Source organism: Flavobacterium sp. (genome assembly GCF_031422135.1).
GTDB lineage: Bacteria > Bacteroidota > Bacteroidia > Flavobacteriales > Flavobacteriaceae > Flavobacterium.
The window spans coordinates 47,525-69,526 of record NZ_JANOQD010000007.1; the positions used below are offsets into that span (position 1 = coordinate 47,525).

A 22,002-nucleotide genomic window follows, 5' to 3' on the forward strand; every position below is an offset into this window, starting at 1 on the left:
TGCCTGAAAAGAACGACCAACGGAAGTTCCTTTTTGGGTTTAGAAAAAAGCAATTTTTCTTCAAAAGATTGTAACGAATAGCTGGATTAGCTTCAAATAAAAAAAATATGAAAAACTGTTTGGAATGCAATGATAAAATTGTGGGACGTGAGGACAAAAAGTTCTGTAGCGATGGTTGTCGCAATGCGTACAACAACAAAATGAACAAGGACAATACCAATTTGATGCGAAACATTAACAACAAATTGCGCAAAAATTATCGAATTTTGTGTGAGTTGAATGTAGATGGAAAGGCCAAAACGACTCGAACCAAACTTCTTAGTAAAGGTTTTGATTTTGAGTTTTTCACTTCGATTTATAATACCAAAACGGGAAACACGTACTTTTTTTTGTATGATCAAGGGTATCGAGCTTTGGAAGACGAGTATTTTATGTTGGTTAAAAAAGACAGTTAATGGCAGAAAATAAAACACAAATATCGATTTTAGGTTGTGGCTGGTTGGGTTTGCCATTGGCTGTTTCGTTACTTGACGATGGATTTTTGGTCAAGGGATCAACAACTTCGGAGAGTAAACTTTCGGAGTTGGAGGAAAAGGGTATCGATTCGTTTTTGATTGTTTTGAGCGAAAAAGATATTATTGGAAATGTTAGGGATTTTTTGAACGATTCGGAAATTTTAATTATAGATATTCCGCCAAAACTTCGAAGAATTGATAAAGAAAATTTTGTTTCTAAAATTAGTAATCTGATTCCGTTTATAGAAAAATCAAGCGTAAAGAAGGTTTTGTTTGTAAGTTCAACTTCGGTTTATGCAGACAACAATTTGGTCGTAACAGAAGAAACGATTGCGAAACCAGATTCGGAAAGTGGAAAACAATTGTTGGAAGTGGAAGCTATTTTGCAAAACAACAAATACTTCAAAACTACCGTGTTGCGTTTTGGTGGATTAATTGGTTTAGATCGACATCCTGTAAAGTATATGGCTGGTCGCAATAATATAGAAAACCCAAAAGCTCCAGTAAATCTGATTGCTATTTCTGACTGTATTGGAATTATCAAAAAAATTGTAAATTATAGAGAACTTGCTGAAGGCTCTTCTGAGCTTGTCGAAGGCTCTTCTGAGCTTGTCGAAGCATGGGGAGAAATTTTTAATGCTGTAAACCCAAAACATCCAACAAAAAAAGAGTATTATACACAAAAAGCGATTGATTTTGGTTTGGCGATTCCGAATTTTGATTCTAACTCGAAAAATGATTTTAAAATTGTGTCATCAGAAAAAGTGATTGAAATATTAAAGTATACATTTATAGAAAATTTATAAAAAAATTGAAAAACAGCAAACAAAAAATCATTTCAGCCTTGCCAGTTATTGCCTTAGTATGGATAAGTTTCGCTTGGGGAACCACTTGGATTGCTTCAAAAGAAGGCGTTAGATATATGCCAGCGATACAGCTGGTTGCGATACGGCAGTTTTTAGGAGCGACTGTATTTCTGTCTTTTTTTATTTTTAAAAAGGCCAAATGGCCTAATAAGAGTCAGTGGAAAAGCATTTTTGTGCTTTGTTTTCTGAATTTTATTTGCAGTAATGCTTTGAGTACTTGGGGAGTCAAGTATATTAGTAGCGGATTGGGTGCTATAATTGGTACTATTTTTCCGTTGTGGTTGGTTTTGATCCAAGTGGTAAAAAAACAATATGTTCCTAGAAATGCTATATGGGGATTGCTGGTTTGTTTCTTGGGAATATGTGTTATCTTTTACGACCACTTGGCAGATTTTTTGAATCCTGATTTTGTATTTGGAATTGTTTTATCTGTAATTGCAACCTTTACTTGGGCATTGTGTTCGTATTATACGGTTAGTTATGCACAAAATTTTAATCCATATTTTAGTTTAGGAATCCAAATGTTTATTTCCAGTATTTTGCTTTATGGAATTTGTATTGGAACAAATAATACTATTCCAATAGATGCAATTCCTGTCAAATCTTGGTATGCCATTGCTTATTTGGTTCTAATTGGTTCTGTGATGACTTTTGTTGCTTTTATTTATGTTTTACAGAAATTTCCACCTACAGTAAGCAGTCTTTACGCCTATGTTAATCCTATTGTTGCTTTGTTATTGGGTGTTTTATTTTTTAAAGAACCGTTAACAATTGCTATTGGTTTGGGAGGAATTTTGGTGCTGTGTGGCATTTATTTAGTAAATTTATCCATTAAAAAAAATAGAATTATCCATTATGAAAAAATTAAATCTTAGTTTATTTCTCTTACTTTTTGGGTTATGCCTTAAAGCACAAGAAAAAAAGAATTTCGTTTCACCCAACGAAAACTTAATCACAGAGAATATTGCAGAAATCCCAAAAGAATTAGTTGTTCAGACTAAAAAATATTCTGAATCCAGAGGTGCCTCATTAATAGAAATACATCCACTTAAAAATGAAATTATAATTGCAACCCGTTTTGGTTCTACAGCACAATTGCATAAAGTGATACAACCTTTGGGTGCTAGAAAGCAAATTACTTTTTTTGATGAGCCTGTCGGAAATGCCAGCTTCGAACCTACAAAAGGAGACTATTTGATTTATTCTAAAGACATTGGCGGAAATGAATTTGGTCAACTTTTCAAATTAGATTTAAAAACCTTGAAATCTACTCTAATAACCGATGGTGGTCGTTCCCAAAACGGCGGTATTAATTGGAAAAAAGACGGTTCTGGTTTTTATTTCTCTTCAACCAAAAGAAATGGAGGAGATCGAGATATTTATTATATGAATCCAAATGATCCAAAATCTGTTACACTTGTTTTGCAGGTAAAAGGAGGAGGTTGGGGCATTCAAGACATTTCAAATGATGGGAAAAAGCTATTGGTTGGCGAATATGTATCTGCAAACGAATCACACCTTTGGTTGTTTGAAACAGAAACTAGTAAGCTGACCCAACTAACCAATAGAAATGACAAAGGCATTGTGCAAAGCAATGCAGGATTTTCAAACAATGCTAATGAAATATGGTTTGTAACCGATAGAGATAATGAATTTCAACGTTTGTCAACCTTTAATCTTGATACGAAAAAAATAATGTATCACACTTCTTCTATTGCTTGGAATGTAGAATCGTACACACTTTCTGATGATAAAAAACAAATGGCTTTTAGCACAAATGAAGGCGGTTTAAACAAATTGTATCTTATGAATTCTACTTCTAAAACATTTAAAGAAGTTAAAAATATTCCAATAGGATTAATTAGTGGTTACAATTTCACTAAAGACGGACAAAGTTTATTCTTCACTCAATCAACAGCAGATTCCTCTTCGGATGTGTATAAGCTATCGTTAAAAACAAATAAAATCGAACGCTGGACGGAAAGTGAATTGGGCGAAATGCAAAAAGAGGATATGTCTTCCCCAAAATTTATAGAGTGGAATAGTTTTGATAATTTAAAAATTTCTGGATTTTATTATCCAGCTGCATCTAAATTTATTGGGAAAAGACCTGTTTTGATTAACATTCACGGTGGTCCAGAAGGGCAATCAATGGCTTCTTTTTTAGGCTCTAACAATTATTACACGAACGAACTAGGTGTTGTAATGATTTTTCCAAATGTGCGTGGTTCCTCTGGTTTTGGCAAAAGCTATATTGCTAAAGACAATGGTTTTTTAAGAGAAGATTCTGTAAAAGATATCGGTGCGCTTCTAGATTGGATTGCACAACAACCCGAATTAGACAACGACCGAATTATGATTATGGGCGGTAGTTACGGCGGCTATATGACGTTTGCCACAGCATTTCATTATGCGGATAGAATAAGATGTTCTGTAGATGTGGTGGGGATTTCTAATTTTAATACTTTCTTAAAAAATACCGAAGAATACCGTCGTGATTTGCGTAGAGTAGAATATGGTGACGAAAGAGAACCAAAAATGTATGCGTTTCTAGATAAAATCTCACCATTGAACAATACCGATAAGATTAAAAAACCATTATTTATTATTCAAGGAACAAACGATCCAAGAGTACCCGTTACTGAGGCTACTCAAATGAGAGATAAGCTAAAAGCACAAGGCAATACGGTTTGGTATTTGGAAGCAAAAGACGAAGGACATGGTTTTCGTAAAAAAGCAAATGTGGATTACCAGCGTTTGGCTGTAATACGATTTATGGAAGAATATTTGTTGAAGTAATTTCTAAAAAAACGAAGCCTAAATAATTTATACTCAGTCTTCGTTTTCTATAAAATTAAATTACCAAATTTTGACTCTTTTTTCAGGATCAATATACAATTTGTCTCCTTTTTTTATTTTGAAAGTTTCATAAAAGGTATCTAAGTTTTGTAGTGGTACATAAGCACGATACATAGCAGGCGAATGTGGATCTGTTTTTACTTGATTTTTAATGGCTTCGTCTCTCATTTTTGCTCTCCAAATAGTAGCCCAAGAAATAAACAAGCGTTGTTCAGGTGTAAAACCATCAATGCGTCCTGGGTTTCCATTTTTGTTTAAAAACAACTGCAATCCATCGTAAGCAGCATTTATTCCTCCTAGATCGCCAATATTTTCACCAAGAGTAAACTTTCCGTCTACAAATGTACCAGGAAGTGGTTCCAAAGCACTGTATTGCGCTGCGAGTGCTCCACCCAATCCTGTAAATTGTTTTAGATCGTCTTCCGTCCACCAATCCTTTAAATTTCCATCGGCATTGTAGCGAGAACCAGAATCATCGAATCCATGTGAAATTTCGTGACCGATTACGGCACCAATTCCTCCGTAGTTTACCGCTTCGTCTGCTTTGTAATCATAAAAAGGAGGTTGTAATATGGCAGCAGGAAATACAATTTCGTTGTAAGACGGATTAAAATAGGCATTAACTGTTTGTGGTGACATTCCCCAACGAGTTTTGTCAACAGGTTTTTTTAAATCATCTATGTTTTCTGCAAATGCCCAACGGGAAACATTTTTCATATTCTCGTAATAGTTTCCTCCTTCTTCTAAAGATACAACTTCTAGTTTAGAATAATCTTTCCATTTGTCAGGATATCCAATTTTTACAGTAGATTTTTTTAATTTTTCGATAGCTCCTTTTCGAGTTGCGGGTGTCATCCAAGGCAATTTGTTGATTCTATTTTCAAATGCTATAAAAATATTGTCAATCATTAGTTTTGCTTTGACTTTGGCTTCGGCTGGAAACTTTTTTTCTACATACAGTTTGCCTAATGCTTCCCCAACTGTTCCGTTGACTACTTGTAATGCTCGTTCTTCACGAGGTCTTTGTTTTAAAGCGCCTTGCAATGTTTTGCTGTAAAATTCCCAATTGGCCGTTTCAATTTCTGATGTTAGCACACCTGTTGATTTGTTTAACAATGTCCATCGCATATAGGCTTTTAGGTCTTCAATGTTGGTGTTTTTAAATAATTCATCTAATGCCATCATGTATTTTGGTTGCGATACATTAAGAGAATCAATTTTATCAATTCCAACCCCTTGTAGATACGCATTCCAATTCACCGATGGTGTTAGTTTTTGTAAACCATCAACGGTCATTGGATTGTATGTTTTTCTTCGGTCACGACGTTCAACACGATCTAATCTTGGTTTTGCCATAGCAATTTCTACTGACAAAACTTTGGCAGCATTTTGCTTAGCTTCTTCAGTATTTTCTCCTATGAAAGAGAACATTTTTGCTAGGTGGCTTACATATTTTTCACGTTTTTCTTTCGAGTCTTTATCATCAGAAACGTAATAATCCCTATCAGGCAAACCCAAACTGCCTAAACCAATATTCACAACATTTCGATTGCTATCCTTTGCGTCAGGGCTTATTCCTATACTATAAAAACCTATTCCGCCTTGAGGTTCCATTTCAAGTATTAAGTTGTTGACATCTTGAATGTTTTTTAGCTCATTTATTTTGGTTAAGTAAGGTTTTATAGGATTTATTCCCAGTTTGTTTCTAGAAATAGTATCCATATAGGTTTGATATACGTTTATGGCTTTTGCTTGATCTGATTTTGGATCTAAATTTTTATTAGCAGCAGCTTCTTTAAGAATAGCCAGCGCATCTTTATCGGTGTTTTGGCGTAATTCATCAAAACTTCCCCAACGAGTTTTGTCCGCTGGAATTTCAGTTTTGTCTACCCAAGTCCCATTTACATATCTAAAAAAATCATCCCCAGGTTTGACCTTTTTATCCATTAATGACAAGTCTATACCAGGTTTTTTAGTTTTTGTGACTTCTTTTTTTTGAGCTATGGCAAGATTTGTTATCCCTAATGCAGAAATTAAAAGAATTGAGTTTAGTTTAGTTGTATTGATTCTCATAGTTAAGGTAAATTAATAGAATCTAAAATTAAATAAAAATCCCAGTTGTAATTTTACAACTGGGATAAATTAACTTTATTATAACAAAAAATTAGTTTTTAATAATTCGTTTTACGGTGCTTAAATTATTTGAAGATACTTTTATAAAGTAGATACCGGTTGATACATTATTTAAGTCTAAAGCTTTTTCAGAATTTACACTAGAAAAATCTTTGATACTAACAATCACTTTTCCAGTAACATCATATACTTCTAATTTATCGATAGCCTTATCTCCTGTCGAAACATTAAACACACCTGTTGAAGGATTTGGATATATTGCTATGTTTTGCAAGTCAAAATCTTTATTTGATAAAACACCGTCAACAACAAAATCATCAATAACAACACCAACAGCTTGTACGGCTTCATCAGCATGAAATACAATTCTAAAAATAACATTTTGCTGACCAATCAGACTATTTAATCCATAAAAGTAAGGAGTTAAAGTTGTTCCGGGCGCTGTAGTTGCTGTAGTCCATTGCTTTCCTGGGCAATTCAAACAATCTGCAGCTGCTCCAGCATCTGTCGCTGTAGTTGGAGTTCTGTTACTGTTGTACCAGTTTGGACCTTGTGCACCAAGTACAGTCCAGTTGGCTCCTAAATTTGTAGAGTATTCTACATAAACAATATCCCAGTCTGGCTCTAAATCGTAAGCCATTTTGAATTTAATTTGTGGGTTTACCGCATATCTTAAATCATAACATTGAGAGTAAATATAAGACTTTGTCGCATTTGGGTATTGTCCCGTTGCATTTGTAGTATATACTGTGTTTGTTCCCGTTCCTAATAATGCAGTTGTATTTGTTGTTCTTGTCCATAAGCTAGATGCAGAACCCTCATTAGAAGTTAACAACCCAGAATTTGTAGCTTCAAACGTATTAGTAACTCCCACTGTTCCAGAATCATTCACATAAAATGGGGCAGAGCCTTGATTGTTATCTAAATAAGTATCCCCCACAATTGTTGAGGTAACGTTTAAAGTGTATGCGCCTCTTGTAGCTGGCGTAAAACTTGGCAATGGAATAGTTTGTGTTGCATTTACAGCGATAGTCCCCGTCCAATTGTATGCTAATGGAGTGCCATTGTAATCGTAATTCACACTTACTGTTGTCACCGGATTTGCTCCAATATTTTTAACATTTATTTCAGCAGAAATAGTAGGAGCTGAACACGTTAAAGTTAAAGGAACATTTTGTACACTCACTAGTCTTAATTCGTTAGCAGGAGCTTGATATGGTATTTCACTTCTCCAAACACCACGACCATAAGTTCCGGCTGTAATAAAACCATCGTATACATTAATTTCTAAATCATTAACATCTACATTTGGTAAATTGGTGTCAAATGGCTCAAATTGCGTCATACTATCATCTCTGTAAAAAACACCTAGACTAGTCCCAACATATAATGGATTCAATGTGTTTCTCCCTTGATGTCTGATAACGTTTTTACCAATATTTGGAAGCCCCGTTTTTATTGAAGTAAAAGTTAATGTAGCAGCAGCTCCATTTGTGGATTTCATTACATCACCTGTCGTTCCAGCTGTGGTAATGTATACAATGGTATTGTCAGAAGAATTTACTTCTATTGATGTAATTCCGCTAACTGCCGTATACACTTTAGTAAAATTCACCCCTTTGTTTATACTTCTATATAAATCTACACCATTAGCAACAAAGATAATGTTATCATCCGTTGGGCTAATTTCTATTTCTTCCACATCTCCAGCTCCAATAGTATTTAATGGGCCAGCTGCCATTTGTAATGCCCAAGCGCCTGTAGCGTCTAACTTGTATAATTTGTTATACCCAGCAAACAATTCACCAGCACTATTAGCAGCCATAGGAGTTACCCAATTTCCACCTGTATCACCAGTTCCTGTTTCAGCAGTTGGAGCAGTTGTTGATGCAGTAGCAAATTCTCCAGAGTTATCACTTGTTGTTAAGCCTTGACCATATTGTGAAAAACCATAATAAATATTACTATTCGCTGGGCTAATAGCGCAATCCATACCATCACCCCCGTGGTATCCTTTCCATGTTCCATTACTAAAACCGTATCCACCATTGTCTTGCAATCCACCAGCTACTTTTTCAGAAGTTTGCTTGGCTACCGCAATTTTATAAAATTGACTTATTTGAGCGGTTCCTGTTAAATCAGTAAATGTTGCGCCATTGTCTAATGAGCGATAAATTCCTCCATCACTACCACAAAATAATTGTCCATTAATATATTGTAAATAGTGAATGTCTGCGTGTGTAAACGAAGCATTATATGTACTCCAAGAATTTAAAGCGCCCCAATTTGCATTGGCAACCCCGCCATCTGTAGACTTCCAAACATTTAAAGCCCCTGAAAACATAGTATCTGCATTAGTGTTTGACACTGCATAAGCTAATGCATACCAAGCTTGATCGTTTTCAAATATATTTGTTGGAGTGCCAATAGCACTACGTTTAACAAATGAAGCTCCACTATTAGTAGATCTATATACTCCTTGAAATGGGAGTCCAGTAGCGCTTTTTGCTGATATTACATATACGTTATCTGGGGCAGCTGGAGAAACATCTAATTTCATCCTTGCTGAAAGAGTTGTAGTTGCATTTGGTAATCCGGTTGTTGTAACTGTAAAAGTAGCACCATTATCTGATGATTTGTAAAAACTAGTATCTGTACATGCGTAAATAGTTGCAATTGGTGTTGTTGCTGTACCTGTACCTGGTTTAAGTTTCATTGCTCCTTGAGAGAAATCGCCAGCTTGAATAATTGACCAAGTTGTTCCCCCATTAATTGTTCTTTGTAAACCAGCACTTGTAGCACACCACAATATTTGATTGTTTGTTGGGTGTATAAGCAAATCTCCAGCTCTTGAACTTGTATTACCAAATGTCAAACCAGTAGCAGCCCAAGTTGTTCCACCATTAGTTGATTTAAGTACTCCTATAGAATAGGTATCTCCAGCGTTACTATCACCAGTAGCAATATACACAGTGTTTGAATTCGAATAATCAATAGCAATTCCGGATACTCCCATTTGCCCTTCATTATCACAAAGCGGCGTCCAAGATGGACCACCTACAGCGTTGATGTTGTTTGTTTTCCAAGCGCCACCACCAGGTGTACCGAAATACATTACATTAGCATTACTAGGATCGGCAACTATAACGTTTATTCTTCCTCTTGCTCTTGTTTTTGCTGAGGTTACTTGAGTTGCGTTTCCAAAAGGACCAAGTGGCAACCAGTTACTAGTAGGTAATGCAAGCGCAGAACGATTTGCATTTCTCGAATTTTGAGATTTAGCATTTCTTTTTTGCTCCATAGCCATTTTCATTTCAGCTGGAGACATAATGAAACCTTTGTCGTTCACTTGATTTCTCCAGTGGTATTCCCATCTTTTAAAGGGCTTGTAACCACTTCCTTTTTTGAATTTGTCTTTACTTTCCCAATACTTTTCAGAAGTAAGTACTAATTGATCATAAGTTAGATCTTGATTGTTCTCTTTAGCTCTTTCCGTGCCGTCTCCGTTTTTCAACCAAGGCGCGCTTGAGTTGAACTGTGCAAAACCATTAAATGCAAACGATAATGCAACAAGTAGGTAGAATTTTTTCATGATTAATAATTTTTTTCCAAAAATAGTACGTTTTTTTCTATTTATCAATTTTTTAACATTCATTTTTATTTTGTTTTACAAATTAACAGTATGCAGTTTTGTATTTTTGTAAAAAAATGAATGTTTACTTTCTTAAAAAATTTTAGAACGTTATTAATAACGCTTTCCATTTTATCAATTTTGATAATTGTATTATTTTATCTTGCCTTAAAACCTTCAAAATCATTACCTATTTATACACCTTCAATGGTTAATCCTGAATTAGTGGATACTACAATGCAACACATTGCTAACAAACACTTTATAGCTGACTTTGCATTCACAAATCAAAACGGAAAAACCATTACACAAAAAGAGTATGAAGGGAAAGTATATGTTGCCGATTTCTTTTTTACTACTTGTGGGTCTATTTGCCCTATAATGACGGACAATATGGTCTGGCTGCAAAGTCAAATAAAAAATAATCCTAAAGCACTATTGCTTTCTCATTCCGTTACACCGGATATTGATAATGTTTCCGTTTTAAAAAAATATGCCCTCAAAAAAGGCGTGATTGATGGCAAATGGAATCTTGTTACTGGCGATAAAAAAGACATTTACTTCATAGCAAGAAAATCGTATTTAGCTGTTAAAACGGGAAATCCAATAGAAATGTATGATATGGTGCATACCGAAAATTTTGTTTTAGTGGATGATAAAAAACGAGTTCGAGGTTTTTATGATGGTACGAAAAGAGAAGAAGTTGAAAGATTATTGGAAGACCTTCTTTTTTTGTGTGAATCCAATAAAAAAGACTAATTTTGTTTTAAATTTATTCAATCTAAATAAACTTGAGCCTAACTATTTCTCATCTTGCTATTGGTCAAAAAGCAATTATAAAAGATTTTGACATTAACAATATCCCTTTAAAGCTATTGGAAATGGGCTGTTTGCCTGGCAATTTTGTCGAAGTGGTTCAAATTGCCCCTTTTGGTTGTCCTTTATATTTGAATATTAACGATTGTCATTTAGCCATTCGTTTAGAAACGGCTTCTGTTATTGAGGTAGAAATTCCAACAGAAAATCACTTGTAATGAAAGTTGGAAACATTAACATAGCCCTTATAGGAAACCCAAATACTGGAAAAACTTCGGTTTTCAATCAACTTACCGGTTTAAATCAGCAAGTGGGTAATTATCCCGGAATTACGGTCGAGAAGAAACAAGGCGTTTGTAAATTGTCTTCAAATTTGAAGGCTACAATTCTTGATTTGCCAGGAACCTATAGTCTAAACGCAAGTTCGCTGGACGAAAATGTAGTTATCGAATTATTATTAAATAAAAACGATAAAGACTATCCTGACGTTGCCATTGTGGTTACGGAAGTCGAAAATTTGAAGCGTAATTTATTGCTTTTTACCCAAATTAAGGATTTAGAAATACCAACCATTCTTGTCATAAATATGTCAGACCGAATGAGTTATAAAGGCATTTCGCTCGACATACCATATCTTGAAAGTCATCTTAAAACCAAAATTGCATTAACTAGTTCTCGAAAAGGAGAAGGGATAGCTGAATTGAAGAATTTGATTGTAAATTATAAAAATATTACTACCGAACCTTGTTTGAATGCTTCTAATATTGATGATGACTATTTTGGAAATCTCCGTCGGGCTTTTCCGAATCAATCGTTATACAAATTATGGTTGGTCATTACACAAGATGTCAATTTTGTAAATTTAGATCGAAAACAGTTACCCAACCCTTCGTTCACCAAATCGAAAGCTGATCTCAAACGCTTGCAACAAAAAGAAACCATTAAGCGTTACCAGTTTATTAATGATGTTTTAAAAATAGGTCAAACCATAGATATTGCAAACGCCAAAGGCTTACGAAGTCGTTTGGATAGAATCTTGATGCACAAAGTTTTTGGTTATGTAATCTTCTTTTTGATTTTGATGCTGATTTTTCAGTCTATTTTCGATTGGTCTAGTCTTCCAATGGATTTTATAGACAGTTCCTTTGTTAGTTTAAGTTCTTGGGTTGAAACTCAATTACCTGCTGGTGTTTTAACGAATTTGATAGTCCAAGGAATCATTCCTGGATTGGGTGGAATCGTGATTTTTATTCCACAAATAGCCTTTTTATTTCTTTTTATTTCCATTTTAGAAGAAAGTGGCTATATGAGTCGTGTGGTTTTTTTGATGGATAAATCAATGAGAAAATTTGGACTCTCCGGCAAAAGTGTTGTCCCGCTTATTTCTGGAACCGCTTGTGCCATTCCTGCTATTATGGCGACACGAAATATCGAAAACTGGAAAGAAAGATTAATCACTATTTTAGTCACACCGTTTACTACATGTTCCGCTAGGCTACCTGTTTATTCTATTATTATTTCATTGGTTATACCTAAAACAAGATTGTTTGGTGTTATTAGTTTGCAAGCCATAACCTTAATGATGTTGTATTTGTTAGGTTTCGGAATGGCATTGTTTTCTGCTTGGGTTTTAAATAAAATATTGAAAATTCAATCAAAATCTTATTTTGTTATCGAAATGCCAAATTACAAGCTGCCACTATTTAAAAATGTAGCACTAAATGTTATCGAGAAAACCAAATCGTTTGTTTTTGGTGCTGGAAAAATGATTTTAGCCTTGTCCGTTATACTTTGGTTTTTGGCATCGTATGGACCAGGCGATGATTTTAAAAACGCAACGGAAATTGTTACAAAACAAAATAGTACTAAAGAAAATTTAGAATCTAAAATTGCTTCTTATAAATTAGAACATTCCTATATAGGCATAGTAGGAAAAACAATCGAACCCGCAATCATTCCTTTGGGTTATGATTGGAAAATTGGAATTGCAATTGTTACATCGTTTGCTGCTCGTGAGGTTTTCGTGGGAACATTAGCAACTATATATAGTGTTTCCGAATCAGGAGATCAAGAGGAAACCATCAAGAATAAATTATCTGCCGAAATTAATCCGTTGACGGGAGAAAAATTGTTCAGCTTGCCTTCTGGAATTTCACTACTGCTTTTTTATGCTTTTGCAATGCAATGTATGAGTACTTTGGTAGTTACCAAAAAAGAAACCAACTCTTGGAAATGGCCTTTAATTCAATTGGTTTTTATGAGTGGATTTGCTTATTCGGTTGCTTTTATTGCTTTTCAATTGTTGAAGTAACAAACGTTAAAAACCGACATTTGTGTTTCGTTTAACTTTAAATCTTAACTTTTATTTCGTAAACGCCTAAAAATGAATAATTTAACTATTATTTATTTTAACTTTAGTTGAAGTTGTAAATAGAATTAAAAAATTATTTTTGTATATTGTATTATTCTATTTTTATTAATCCTAAAAACAAGTACGATGATTAAGGAATTCGATAACGCATGGGCAAAATACCAGCAAAATTTAAAAATTATTCCGCTGCCATTAACTTGTTGGGAATTTTACACGAATCTTATTTCTGAGGAAACACAATTCAATCAGATACAAGGTGGTTGGACAGATAAAAAAACAAGTTTGGATTTATACAAACAAAAAGGTGAAATTTTAGTTACAGATGTTAATCTTAGAATCATTTTTGCTTCAAAAGAAATTCATAAAATAAACGGTTATACACCAGAAGAACTAATAGGTAAAACACCAAAAATGTTTCAAGGAAAAGCCACTTCAAAAGAAACTAGTTGCAGAATAGGTATAGCTGTAAAAAATCAATTGCCATTTAAGGAAGTAATTTTAAATTATAAAAAAAATGGCGAAACGTATCAATGTCATATTGAGGCTTATCCAAAATTTAATTCTAAAGGAAAATTAATAAATTATATTGCTTTCGAACGAATTGCGTCCTAAAGTTTTCGTAATTTTACAGTATGAATTTTCAAGAAATTATAGCTTTTATAATTTTAGGAGTTGCCATCTACTTCCTATATAATAAGTTTTTTGCAAAAAAAAAATCAGAAAAAAATTGTGGTTCAGATGACTGTGGTTGTCATTAATTTATTTTGATGTAATACTCTTTTTGGTTTATAATCACACCTTCTTTTGGATACGGTATCACAGTAACAGAGGTCACTGTCTTAGAATAATAGGTAGAAAACCATTCCAAATACTCTTTTTCAGTTTTGGGTGAAATTAATAATGTTTTATCTTTAATCCATTTATTGTTTTTATATAAGGAAAGTAGTATTTCAACTTCGCCAATCCAAATGCAATGAACTCCTTCTGGACAGCGAGATTCGTTAGTTACTTTCTTTAACACCAATTGTTTCCCTTTCATTTTTTGAACTTCCTGACGGATAGTATTAGAATCTGAAATAGATTTGTTCCTTTGTGAGGCACAAGAAACAGTAAAAACAAGTAAAAAACCAAATAAAATATTTTTCATTTTTTTTAATTTAATTTATTAACCCAAAGCGACATCCAATGTCATCATTACTATAAATCCACCAATGAAGCCAAGAGTGGCAATATCGGTATTATTGGCTTGTTGTGTTTCTGGAATTACTTCTTCGACAACTACAAATATCATTGCGCCTGCTGCAAATGCCAATGCGTAAGGCAAAATAGGTGTAAAAAAAGTTACCGCTAATGCACCCAAAACTCCTGCAATCGGCTCGACCAAAGCCGATGATTGTCCATACATAAAACTTTTTCTTCGGCTCATTCCCATTCTTCTCAGTGGCATCGAAACTGCAATTCCTTCAGGAAAATTCTGAATTCCAATCCCAATTGCTAAAGTTACAGCTCCAGCAATCGAAGCTTCTGGAATTCCAGCTGCAACACCACCAAACAAAACCCCTACTGCTAAACCTTCGGGAATATTGTGCATAGTAATTGCCAAAACCAATAATGTGGTGCGTTGCCAAGGTGATTTTATACCCTCAGTTTCTTTAAAATTAATATGTATGTGAGGTAAAATTTTATCTAGTCCAAAAATAAATATTGCTCCCAGCGCAAAACCAACGGCAGCAGGAATTACTTTTATAAAACCAGCTCCTTCAGACATTTCTATAGATGGCGCAAGCAAACTCCAAAAACTTGCCGCAACCATAACACCACCTGTAAAACCTAACATACCATCAAAAACAGTTCTGTTCATTCCCTTAAAAAAGAATACAAATGAGGCGCCAAGAGCAGTTACAAACCAAGTAAATAAAGTAGCGTAAAGTGCCGCTAATATTGGATTAATACTGGTAAAATAATCGATAATAGATTGATACATAGCTGTTTTTTTTTAGTTACCTTTTATTTTAATTTTATGAATATGTTTTCGGCAATTTTGTTAGAAATCACCAAAGTTTTTTTACCAAGTTCAATAGTTTGCGAGGCATCAAAATCTTCTTTCGAAAGAATTTTCATTTTAGAACCTAAGGAAATTTGTTGTTTGTCAAGATACTGCAAAAATGCTACTGAAGTATCTTTTACGCCAACACATTGGTAATCTTGATTAATTTTTGCTTCAGATAATAATAGTTTTTCGACTTTTTTGACAGCTCCATTTTCATCAGGAATTGGGTCGCCGTGTGGATCAAATGCAGGAAAGTCTAAAAATTCATCTAATTTATTTATAAGCTTTTCTGATTTTATATGTTCTAATTCTTCGGCAATTTCGTGAACTTCATCCCAAGAAAAATTAAGTTTTTCAACCAAAAAAACTTCCCACAATCTGTGTTTTCTGACAATCATTTTAGCAGAAAGCAAACCACTTTCTGTCAAGTTTACACCTTGATATTTTTGATAAATCAATAAACTTTTATCAGATAATTTTTTTAACATTTCAGTTACCGATGATGCTTTGGTATTCAACATTCCAGCAATGGCATTAGTGTTAACTCCAGTTGGTGAAACTAATGACAAATGATATATTACTTTAATATAGTTTTCTTCAGAAATGGTCATAAAAAATATTTTTCCAAATATAATAAAATTAATTTTTAAATATTTAATATAATTAATTTTGTTATAATTAAAATTATATTTAGGTTTGCCTAAAAATTATTTATTAATATGAAAAATATATTTTCATTACTCGTTATATTAATTACAACTTTTGGTTTTTCACAAAATAAACAAACAATTTCAGGTCAAGTAATAGCAGAAAAAATAGGATTAAAACAAGCCGAAGTTTTTTTGATTGACACAAAACAAAAAATAAAAACCGATAGTTTAGGTAATTATAACTTTCAAAATTTAATGATTGGTAGTTATAAGATGCAAGTATCAGCAGTAGGTTACGAAATGGTTAGAAAAAATATTGTTGTAAAAGAGAACGATAGTTTGATTGTAAATTTTGATTTAAAAGAAACTCAAAATAACTTAAACGAAGTTGTGGTTTCTGGAACTTTAAAACCTGTTCGAAGATTAGAAAGTCCAGTTCCTGTTGAAGTGTATTCTCCGAAATTTTTTAAACAAAACCCAACTGCTAGTATTTATGAAGCATTGCAAAACGTTAATGGAGTTCGTCCTCAATTGAACTGTGGTGTTTGTAATACTGGCGATATTCACATAAATGGTCTTGAAGGCCCTTATACTTTAGTTTTGATTGACGGGATGCCAATTGTGAGTAGTTTATCGACCGTTTATGGTTTATCTGGAATTCCAAACTCGTTGGTCGAAAGAATAGAAATTGTAAAAGGGCCAGCATCGTCACTTTATGGAAGTGAAGCAGTTGGAGGATTGATCAATATTATTACCAAAAACGCAACGAATGCTCTGAGATTTTCGGCAGATGTTTTTTCGACTTCTTATCTTGAAAACAATATTGATTTGGGCGCAAAATTTAATATAGGTAAAAAAGCGATTGCACTTTTTGGGCTGAACTATTTTAAATACGGAAACCGAGTTGATAATGATAAAGATAATTTTACAGATGTAACTTTGTCCGATAGGATTTCGTTATTCCAAAAATGGACTTTCGAACGAAAAGAAAATAGGTTGTTTACAATTGCCGCACGAGGCGTATATGAAGATCGTTTTGGTGGCGATATACGTTGGAAACGAAAATATCGTGGCGGAAACCAAATTTATGGTGAAAGTATATATACCAAACGTGGCGAATTATTAGGGAATTATCAATTGCCCTCTTCTGAAAAAATTATGTTTTCGTTTTCGGGAAATGTGCATTTTCAAGATAGCAGATATGGAACTACAAGTTATATTGCCAATCAAAAAATTGCTTTTGGACAATTGACTTGGGATAAAAAAATCGGGAAACACGATTTGCTTTTGGGAACTGCTTTGCGATACAATTATTATGATGATAATACGCCTGCGACCTCAAATAGTAACGGCGAGAATAAAGCAGAAAAAACATTTTTACCAGGAATTTTTGTTCAAGACGAAATTGCATTTAATGACAAAAATAAACTTCTTTTGGGTTTGCGATATGATTATAACTCTTTTCACGGAAACATTTTTACACCAAGAATTGCCTATAAATTAAAATTGAACGATAATAATATCATAAGATTAAATGCTGGAACAGGTTTTAGAGTGGTTAATTTATTTACCGAAGACCACGCTGCACTAACAGGTTCTCGAGAAGTTGTAATAAAAAACAACTTGAAACCCGAGCAATCTGTAAATATAAATTTGAATTATATTAAGAAGTTTAATTTTGAAAATGGAACTTTTATTGGAATTGAAACCTCGTTTTATCATACTCGATTTAGTAATAAAATTGTCAATGATTATATTTCTGACCCAAACAAAATTATTTATGATAACATAAATGGTTATGCTATAAGCCAAGGAATAACTTCGAATATTGATGTAAATTTCCCCAATGGTTTGAAAATCATTACAGGTTTTTCGTTCTTGGATAATCGAAACATTGAAAACGGAATTAGTATAATTCCTGTTTTGACAGAGCGTTTTACAGGAACTTGGAATGTGTCCTATAAAATAAAACCCATAAATCTGACTATTGATTATACAGGCAATTTATATGGTTCTATGAAATTACCATTATTGAACGATTTAGACCCACGAGCGCCAAATTCTCCAACACATAGTATTCAGAATGTGCAATTTACTTATTCGGGTTTTAATAATTTTGAGTTTTATGCTGGTGTAAAAAACTTGTTGAATTTTTTACCAAAACAAAACAATCCGTTTTTGATAGCCAATGTAAATGACCCATTTGATGCAAATGTTCAGTATGATACCAATGGACAAGTTTTAGTAACAGCGCAAAATCCGTATGGTTTAACTTTTGATACTACATATGTGTATGCACAAAATCAAGGAATTAGAGGTTTTTTTGGATTAAGATATACTTTAAAGTAATGAAGATTTTAATTTGTTTTATTAGTTTTTTTTGGGCAATTCCGCAAGGTTTTGCCCAACTGAATATGGTACAATTTGAGCAAATTGATAGTTTGCAAAAAGAAGAAAAACGAAATGTTATCGTTTTTATTCACGCTGATTGGTGCAAATATTGCCAAGTAATGAAGAATAAAACTTTCAAAAATAAGGATGCTATAAAACTAATAAATGAAAAATTTTATTTTGTAGATTTTAACGCTGAAGAAAAACGAAAAATAGTTTTTAATAAACAAGATTTTGCTTTCAAACCAAAAGGGAGTAATTCGGGAATTCACGAATTGGCAATTGAATTGGGAACAATTAACAATCAAATTAATTATCCAACATTGTGCGTTTTAAATGAAAAAAAGGAGATTATTTTTCAACACAATAGTTTTTTAAATGCGAAAGATTTAATTAATATTTTGGGGGAATTAAAAGAATAAATTACTTATTTTTGATGAAATTTTAAAATTGAAACACTACCATTATATCTTTGCTGGAGCTGGATTATCGTCTTTAATGACGGTTTATGAAATGATGATTTCTGAAAAATTTGCAAACAAAACCATTTTGCTAATTGATATTGATGCTAAAAAAACCAACGACAGAACTTGGTGTTTTTGGGAAAAAGAAAAGGGACAGTTTGATGCAATTGTTTCCAAAAAATGGGATAATGCAATTTTTGCCAATCAAAAATTTAGTCGTGATTTAGATTTTAATCCCTATCAATATAAAATGATTCGTGGATTTGATTTTTACAATCTCGTTTTTGATTTGATTAAAAAACAAAACAATATCACTTTTGTAAACGAAAAAATCATCCGTTTTAATGACAATGAAAATCAAGTTGTGGTAATTTCTGAGAACCAAAACTATACTTGCGATACACTTTTCAATAGTATTTACAACCCCGAAATTGTAAAATCACAAACCAAATACCCGTTATTATCACAACATTTTATAGGTTGGTTTGTCAAAACGAAAGAAGCAGTTTTCAATCCAGAGCAAGCCACTTTTATGGATTTTTCTATTGAACAAAAGGGCAATACACGGTTTATGTATGTTTTGCCAACATCAACAACCGAAGCTTTGTTGGAACCAACTCTATTTTCACACGATTTATTAAAAAAAGAGGAATACGAAGCTGAAATTCTACTTTATTTAAAAAAACTAAGCGTTTCTGATTTTGAAATTACCGAAAAAGAACAAGGTAATATCCCGATGACGTGTTACCCATTTTGGAAACACAATACTAAAAATACCATAAATATTGGATCAGCTGGCGGTTGGACCAAGGCGAGTACAGGATTTACATTTAAACATACAACCAAAAAAGCCAAGAAATTAGTAGCTTTTCTTCAAAAAGACACAGATTTTAGAAAATTTCAAAAGAAAGATAAATTTTGGTTTTACGATTTGCTATTTCTTGACGTTTTGGATAAAAATAACGAGTTGGGTTCAACCGTTTTTTCGGCTTTATTCAAAAACGGAAATCCTAATTTAGTTTTAAAATTTTTGGATCACGAAACTTCGTATTGGGAAGATTTGCAAGTAATGTTAAAATGCCCAAAACTTCCATTTATCAAAGCACTTATTGGTCGAATTTTTAGGTTTTAACCACGAATTACCACGAATTTTTCAGGAATTAAAATAGAGATTCGTGTTAATTTGTGTAATTCGTGTAAATTTTTTTGTGATTATTTTATTTCGGTCATTTTGATTAAAAATAGATGTTTTTCATCACTATTTATTACTAAATTTGCTTCCATATAAAAAAATAGTATGTTACAAATTGCATTCATCAGAGAAAACCAAGAAAAAGTAGTTAAAGCATTAGCAAAACGAAATATCGATGCCACGAAAACGGTTCAAGATGTTGTGTTACTTGACGAAAACCGTCGTGCCACGCAACTTGAAATGGACAATATTCTTTCGGAAACTAATAAATTATCCAAAGACATTGGTGATTTAATGAAAAATAGCGAAAAATCGAAAGCCGAAATTCTGAAACAAAAAGTACATTCGTTAAAAGAAAAAAGCAAAGATTTATCTGAAAAAACAGAGGCTTTCGCCAAAGAGTTATTAGACAAACTATATACATTACCTAATCTTCCAGCCGATATGGTTCCTGAAGGGAAAACTCCTGAGGAAAACTTAAACATTTTTGAAGAAGGCGAAATTCCGAAACTTCATGAGGGTGCAATGCCACATTGGGATTTGATTAAAAAATATGACATTGTCGATTTTGAATTAGGCACCAAAATTACAGCACCAGGGTTTCCGGTTTACAAAGGAAAAGGAGCCAAGTTGCAACGTGCCTTGATTTCTTACTTTTTAGATAAAAACACCGATGCTGGCTATCTAGAATACCAAGTGCCACATTTGGTCAACGAAGCTTCTGCTTATGGTACAGGACAATTGCCTGACAAAGAAGGACAAATGTACCACGATGCCAAAGACGATTTGTATTTGATTCCAACTGCCGAAGTTCCTGTAACCAACATTTTTAGAGATGTGATTTTGCAAGAAAACGAGTTGCCAGTTTTAGCAACGGGATACACACCTTGTTTCCGTCGTGAAGCAGGTTCTTGGGGCGCTCACGTGCGTGGATTGAATCGTTTGCATCAGTTTGATAAAGTCGAAATTGTACGTATCGAACATCCAGAAAAATCCTATGAAGCGTTGGAAGGAATGGTCGAACACGTTAAAAATATTTTGCAAGAATTAAAATTGCCATATCGAATTTTGCGTCTTTGTGGTGGTGATATGGGTTTTGCTTCGGCTTTGACTTACGATTTTGAAGTGTTTTCTACGGCGCAAGATCGTTGGTTAGAAATTTCATCTGTATCCAATTTTGAAACATTTCAATCCAATAGATTGAAGCTTCGTTTTAAAGGGAAAGATGGAAAAACGCAATTGGCACATACATTGAACGGAAGTTCTTTGGCATTACCAAGAGTTTTGGCAGGAATTTTAGAAAACTATCAAACAGCCGAAGGAATTGTAATTCCTGAAGTATTGCGAAAATATACGGGGTTTGATATTATAAACTAGAAACTTAAATATTTCATAAAGTGCTAATTGAAACTTAAAAAATAGTTACATTAGTACTTTGTTTTTTATGAAAGGGAAGGCAATGAAAAAAATACTGTTTTTACTTGTTGGGTTTGTTATCATTTTTAGTTGTAAAAGACTTGAAAAAATAGATGCAAAAAACAATAGCCCTTATGTCGCTTTTTTTAAAACATTAGAAACGGAAGAAATTTCCGATACAATTCTTGTTCAATCTCAAACGAAAATTTTTGGTTGTGGAACGGCAGCTTATGAATATATGGAAGGTTTGAAAAAATCAGGATTAGATAAATTTTATGAAAAATATGAAGATGTTTTAAGCGATACCATATCGATTAACAAATTCGAAAAAACTCACAACATCAAAATTTTATGGATTACTAGAGGAAACGAAGGTGAAAAAATGGAATTATTAGATTCTGTTTTGCATAAAAACACTTCTTTAGAGAAGCGATTATGGGAAACTAAAAATTTTATTAAATTTACCCAAACACCCATAGCTATGAATGCTGTTGACATATATTATTCTATCGCATATCCGAAAGAAAAAAAATATTTTACCAAAGTATATAAGGTGTCTAAAGTAAATGAGAAATGGGAAAGTATTAAAATGAGTTCACATAAATCTGAAGTAAAAGATTTTCAATATGCTTATTATCCTTTTTAAAT

At 33.2% G+C, this 22,002-nt stretch carries 18 protein-coding genes; 13 read left to right on the plus strand and 5 right to left on the minus strand.

Features of this window, described 5'->3' with window-relative positions:
* Nucleotides 1–107 precede the first annotated feature (107 nt).
* The 4 genes from RMO70_RS01585 to RMO70_RS01600 are packed head-to-tail and all read left to right on the plus strand — an operon-like array spanning nucleotide 108 to nucleotide 4,180.
* A complete protein-coding gene (locus RMO70_RS01585; RefSeq protein WP_310554670.1) occupies nucleotides 108–455 on the plus strand; it encodes a hypothetical protein in 348 nt (115 codons plus the stop codon).
* Nucleotides 455–1,321, plus strand: coding sequence for an SDR family NAD(P)-dependent oxidoreductase (locus tag RMO70_RS01590; protein ID WP_310554671.1), 867 nt, complete (start codon nucleotides 455–457; stop codon nucleotides 1,319–1,321). The genes RMO70_RS01585 and RMO70_RS01590 overlap by 1 nt, the downstream gene beginning before the upstream one ends.
* A gap of 5 nt (nucleotides 1,322–1,326) precedes the next feature.
* Entirely contained in the window at nucleotides 1,327–2,256 is a 930-nt protein-coding gene (locus tag RMO70_RS01595) for an EamA family transporter (RefSeq protein ID WP_310554672.1), read from the plus strand.
* On the plus strand, nucleotides 2,237–4,180 hold the full coding sequence (locus RMO70_RS01600; protein WP_310554673.1) for a prolyl oligopeptidase family serine peptidase: 1,944 nt from the start codon (nucleotides 2,237–2,239) through the stop codon (nucleotides 4,178–4,180). Before RMO70_RS01595 ends, RMO70_RS01600 begins: the two co-directional genes overlap by 20 nt.
* Nucleotides 4,181–4,240: 60 nt before the next feature.
* Here RMO70_RS01600 and RMO70_RS01605 read toward each other — a convergent pair whose 3' ends face one another.
* Both RMO70_RS01605 and RMO70_RS01610 read right to left on the minus strand, forming a co-directional pair.
* Complete coding sequence (locus RMO70_RS01605; RefSeq protein ID WP_310554674.1) at nucleotides 4,241–6,313, minus strand: M13 family metallopeptidase; 2,073 nt, start codon at nucleotides 6,311–6,313, stop codon at nucleotides 4,241–4,243.
* Nucleotides 6,314–6,404: 91 nt separating this feature from the next.
* Entirely contained in the window at nucleotides 6,405–9,965 is a 3,561-nt protein-coding gene (locus RMO70_RS01610) for a T9SS type A sorting domain-containing protein (protein WP_310554675.1), read from the minus strand.
* A 120-nt stretch (nucleotides 9,966–10,085) separates the two neighbouring features.
* On the opposite strand from RMO70_RS01610, the gene RMO70_RS01615 reads away from it, so the two are divergent.
* From RMO70_RS01615 to RMO70_RS01630, 4 genes are all read left to right on the plus strand, one after another.
* A complete protein-coding gene (locus tag RMO70_RS01615; RefSeq protein ID WP_310554676.1) occupies nucleotides 10,086–10,763 on the plus strand; it encodes an SCO family protein in 678 nt (225 codons plus the stop codon).
* A gap of 32 nt (nucleotides 10,764–10,795) precedes the next feature.
* Nucleotides 10,796–11,038 carry a FeoA family protein gene (locus RMO70_RS01620; protein ID WP_310554677.1) on the plus strand — a complete coding sequence of 81 codons (243 nt, stop codon included), beginning with the start codon at nucleotides 10,796–10,798 and terminating at the stop codon, nucleotides 11,036–11,038.
* Nucleotides 11,038–13,131, plus strand: a complete 2,094-nt coding sequence (feoB, locus tag RMO70_RS01625) for a ferrous iron transport protein B (protein WP_310554678.1) — start codon at nucleotides 11,038–11,040, stop codon at nucleotides 13,129–13,131. Before RMO70_RS01620 ends, feoB begins: the two co-directional genes overlap by 1 nt.
* 186 nt (nucleotides 13,132–13,317) lie before the next feature.
* On the plus strand, nucleotides 13,318–13,803 hold the full coding sequence (locus tag RMO70_RS01630; RefSeq protein ID WP_310554679.1) for a PAS domain-containing protein: 486 nt from the start codon (nucleotides 13,318–13,320) through the stop codon (nucleotides 13,801–13,803).
* Between the two features lie 142 nt (nucleotides 13,804–13,945).
* On the opposite strand, the gene RMO70_RS01635 is transcribed toward RMO70_RS01630, so the two are convergent.
* The 3 genes from RMO70_RS01635 to RMO70_RS01645 are packed head-to-tail and all read right to left on the minus strand — an operon-like array spanning nucleotide 13,946 to nucleotide 15,852.
* Nucleotides 13,946–14,338 carry a hypothetical protein gene (locus RMO70_RS01635; protein ID WP_310554680.1) on the minus strand — a complete coding sequence of 131 codons (393 nt, stop codon included), beginning with the start codon at nucleotides 14,336–14,338 and terminating at the stop codon, nucleotides 13,946–13,948.
* An 18-nt stretch (nucleotides 14,339–14,356) separates the two neighbouring features.
* Nucleotides 14,357–15,175 (minus strand): ZIP family metal transporter, encoded by an 819-nt coding sequence (locus tag RMO70_RS01640; RefSeq protein WP_310554681.1) that lies wholly within the window; start codon nucleotides 15,173–15,175, stop codon nucleotides 14,357–14,359.
* Nucleotides 15,176–15,198: 23 nt separating this feature from the next.
* Entirely contained in the window at nucleotides 15,199–15,852 is a 654-nt protein-coding gene (locus tag RMO70_RS01645) for a metal-dependent transcriptional regulator (protein WP_310554682.1), read from the minus strand.
* 108 nt (nucleotides 15,853–15,960) lie between these two features.
* On the opposite strand from RMO70_RS01645, the gene RMO70_RS01650 reads away from it, so the two are divergent.
* From RMO70_RS01650 to RMO70_RS01670, 5 genes are all read left to right on the plus strand, one after another.
* Nucleotides 15,961–18,240 (plus strand): TonB-dependent receptor domain-containing protein, encoded by a 2,280-nt coding sequence (locus tag RMO70_RS01650; protein ID WP_310554683.1) that lies wholly within the window; start codon nucleotides 15,961–15,963, stop codon nucleotides 18,238–18,240.
* Nucleotides 18,240–18,704, plus strand: a complete 465-nt coding sequence (locus RMO70_RS01655) for a thioredoxin family protein (protein ID WP_310554684.1) — start codon at nucleotides 18,240–18,242, stop codon at nucleotides 18,702–18,704. The genes RMO70_RS01650 and RMO70_RS01655 overlap by 1 nt, the downstream gene beginning before the upstream one ends.
* A 28-nt stretch (nucleotides 18,705–18,732) precedes the next feature.
* A complete protein-coding gene (locus tag RMO70_RS01660; protein ID WP_310554685.1) occupies nucleotides 18,733–19,878 on the plus strand; it encodes a lycopene cyclase family protein in 1,146 nt (381 codons plus the stop codon).
* A 165-nt stretch (nucleotides 19,879–20,043) separates the two neighbouring features.
* Nucleotides 20,044–21,315 (plus strand): serine--tRNA ligase, encoded by a 1,272-nt coding sequence (gene serS / locus RMO70_RS01665; RefSeq protein WP_310554686.1) that lies wholly within the window; start codon nucleotides 20,044–20,046, stop codon nucleotides 21,313–21,315.
* Between the two features lie 82 nt (nucleotides 21,316–21,397).
* Complete coding sequence (locus RMO70_RS01670; protein WP_310554687.1) at nucleotides 21,398–22,000, plus strand: hypothetical protein; 603 nt, start codon at nucleotides 21,398–21,400, stop codon at nucleotides 21,998–22,000.
* Nucleotides 22,001–22,002 lie beyond the last annotated feature (2 nt).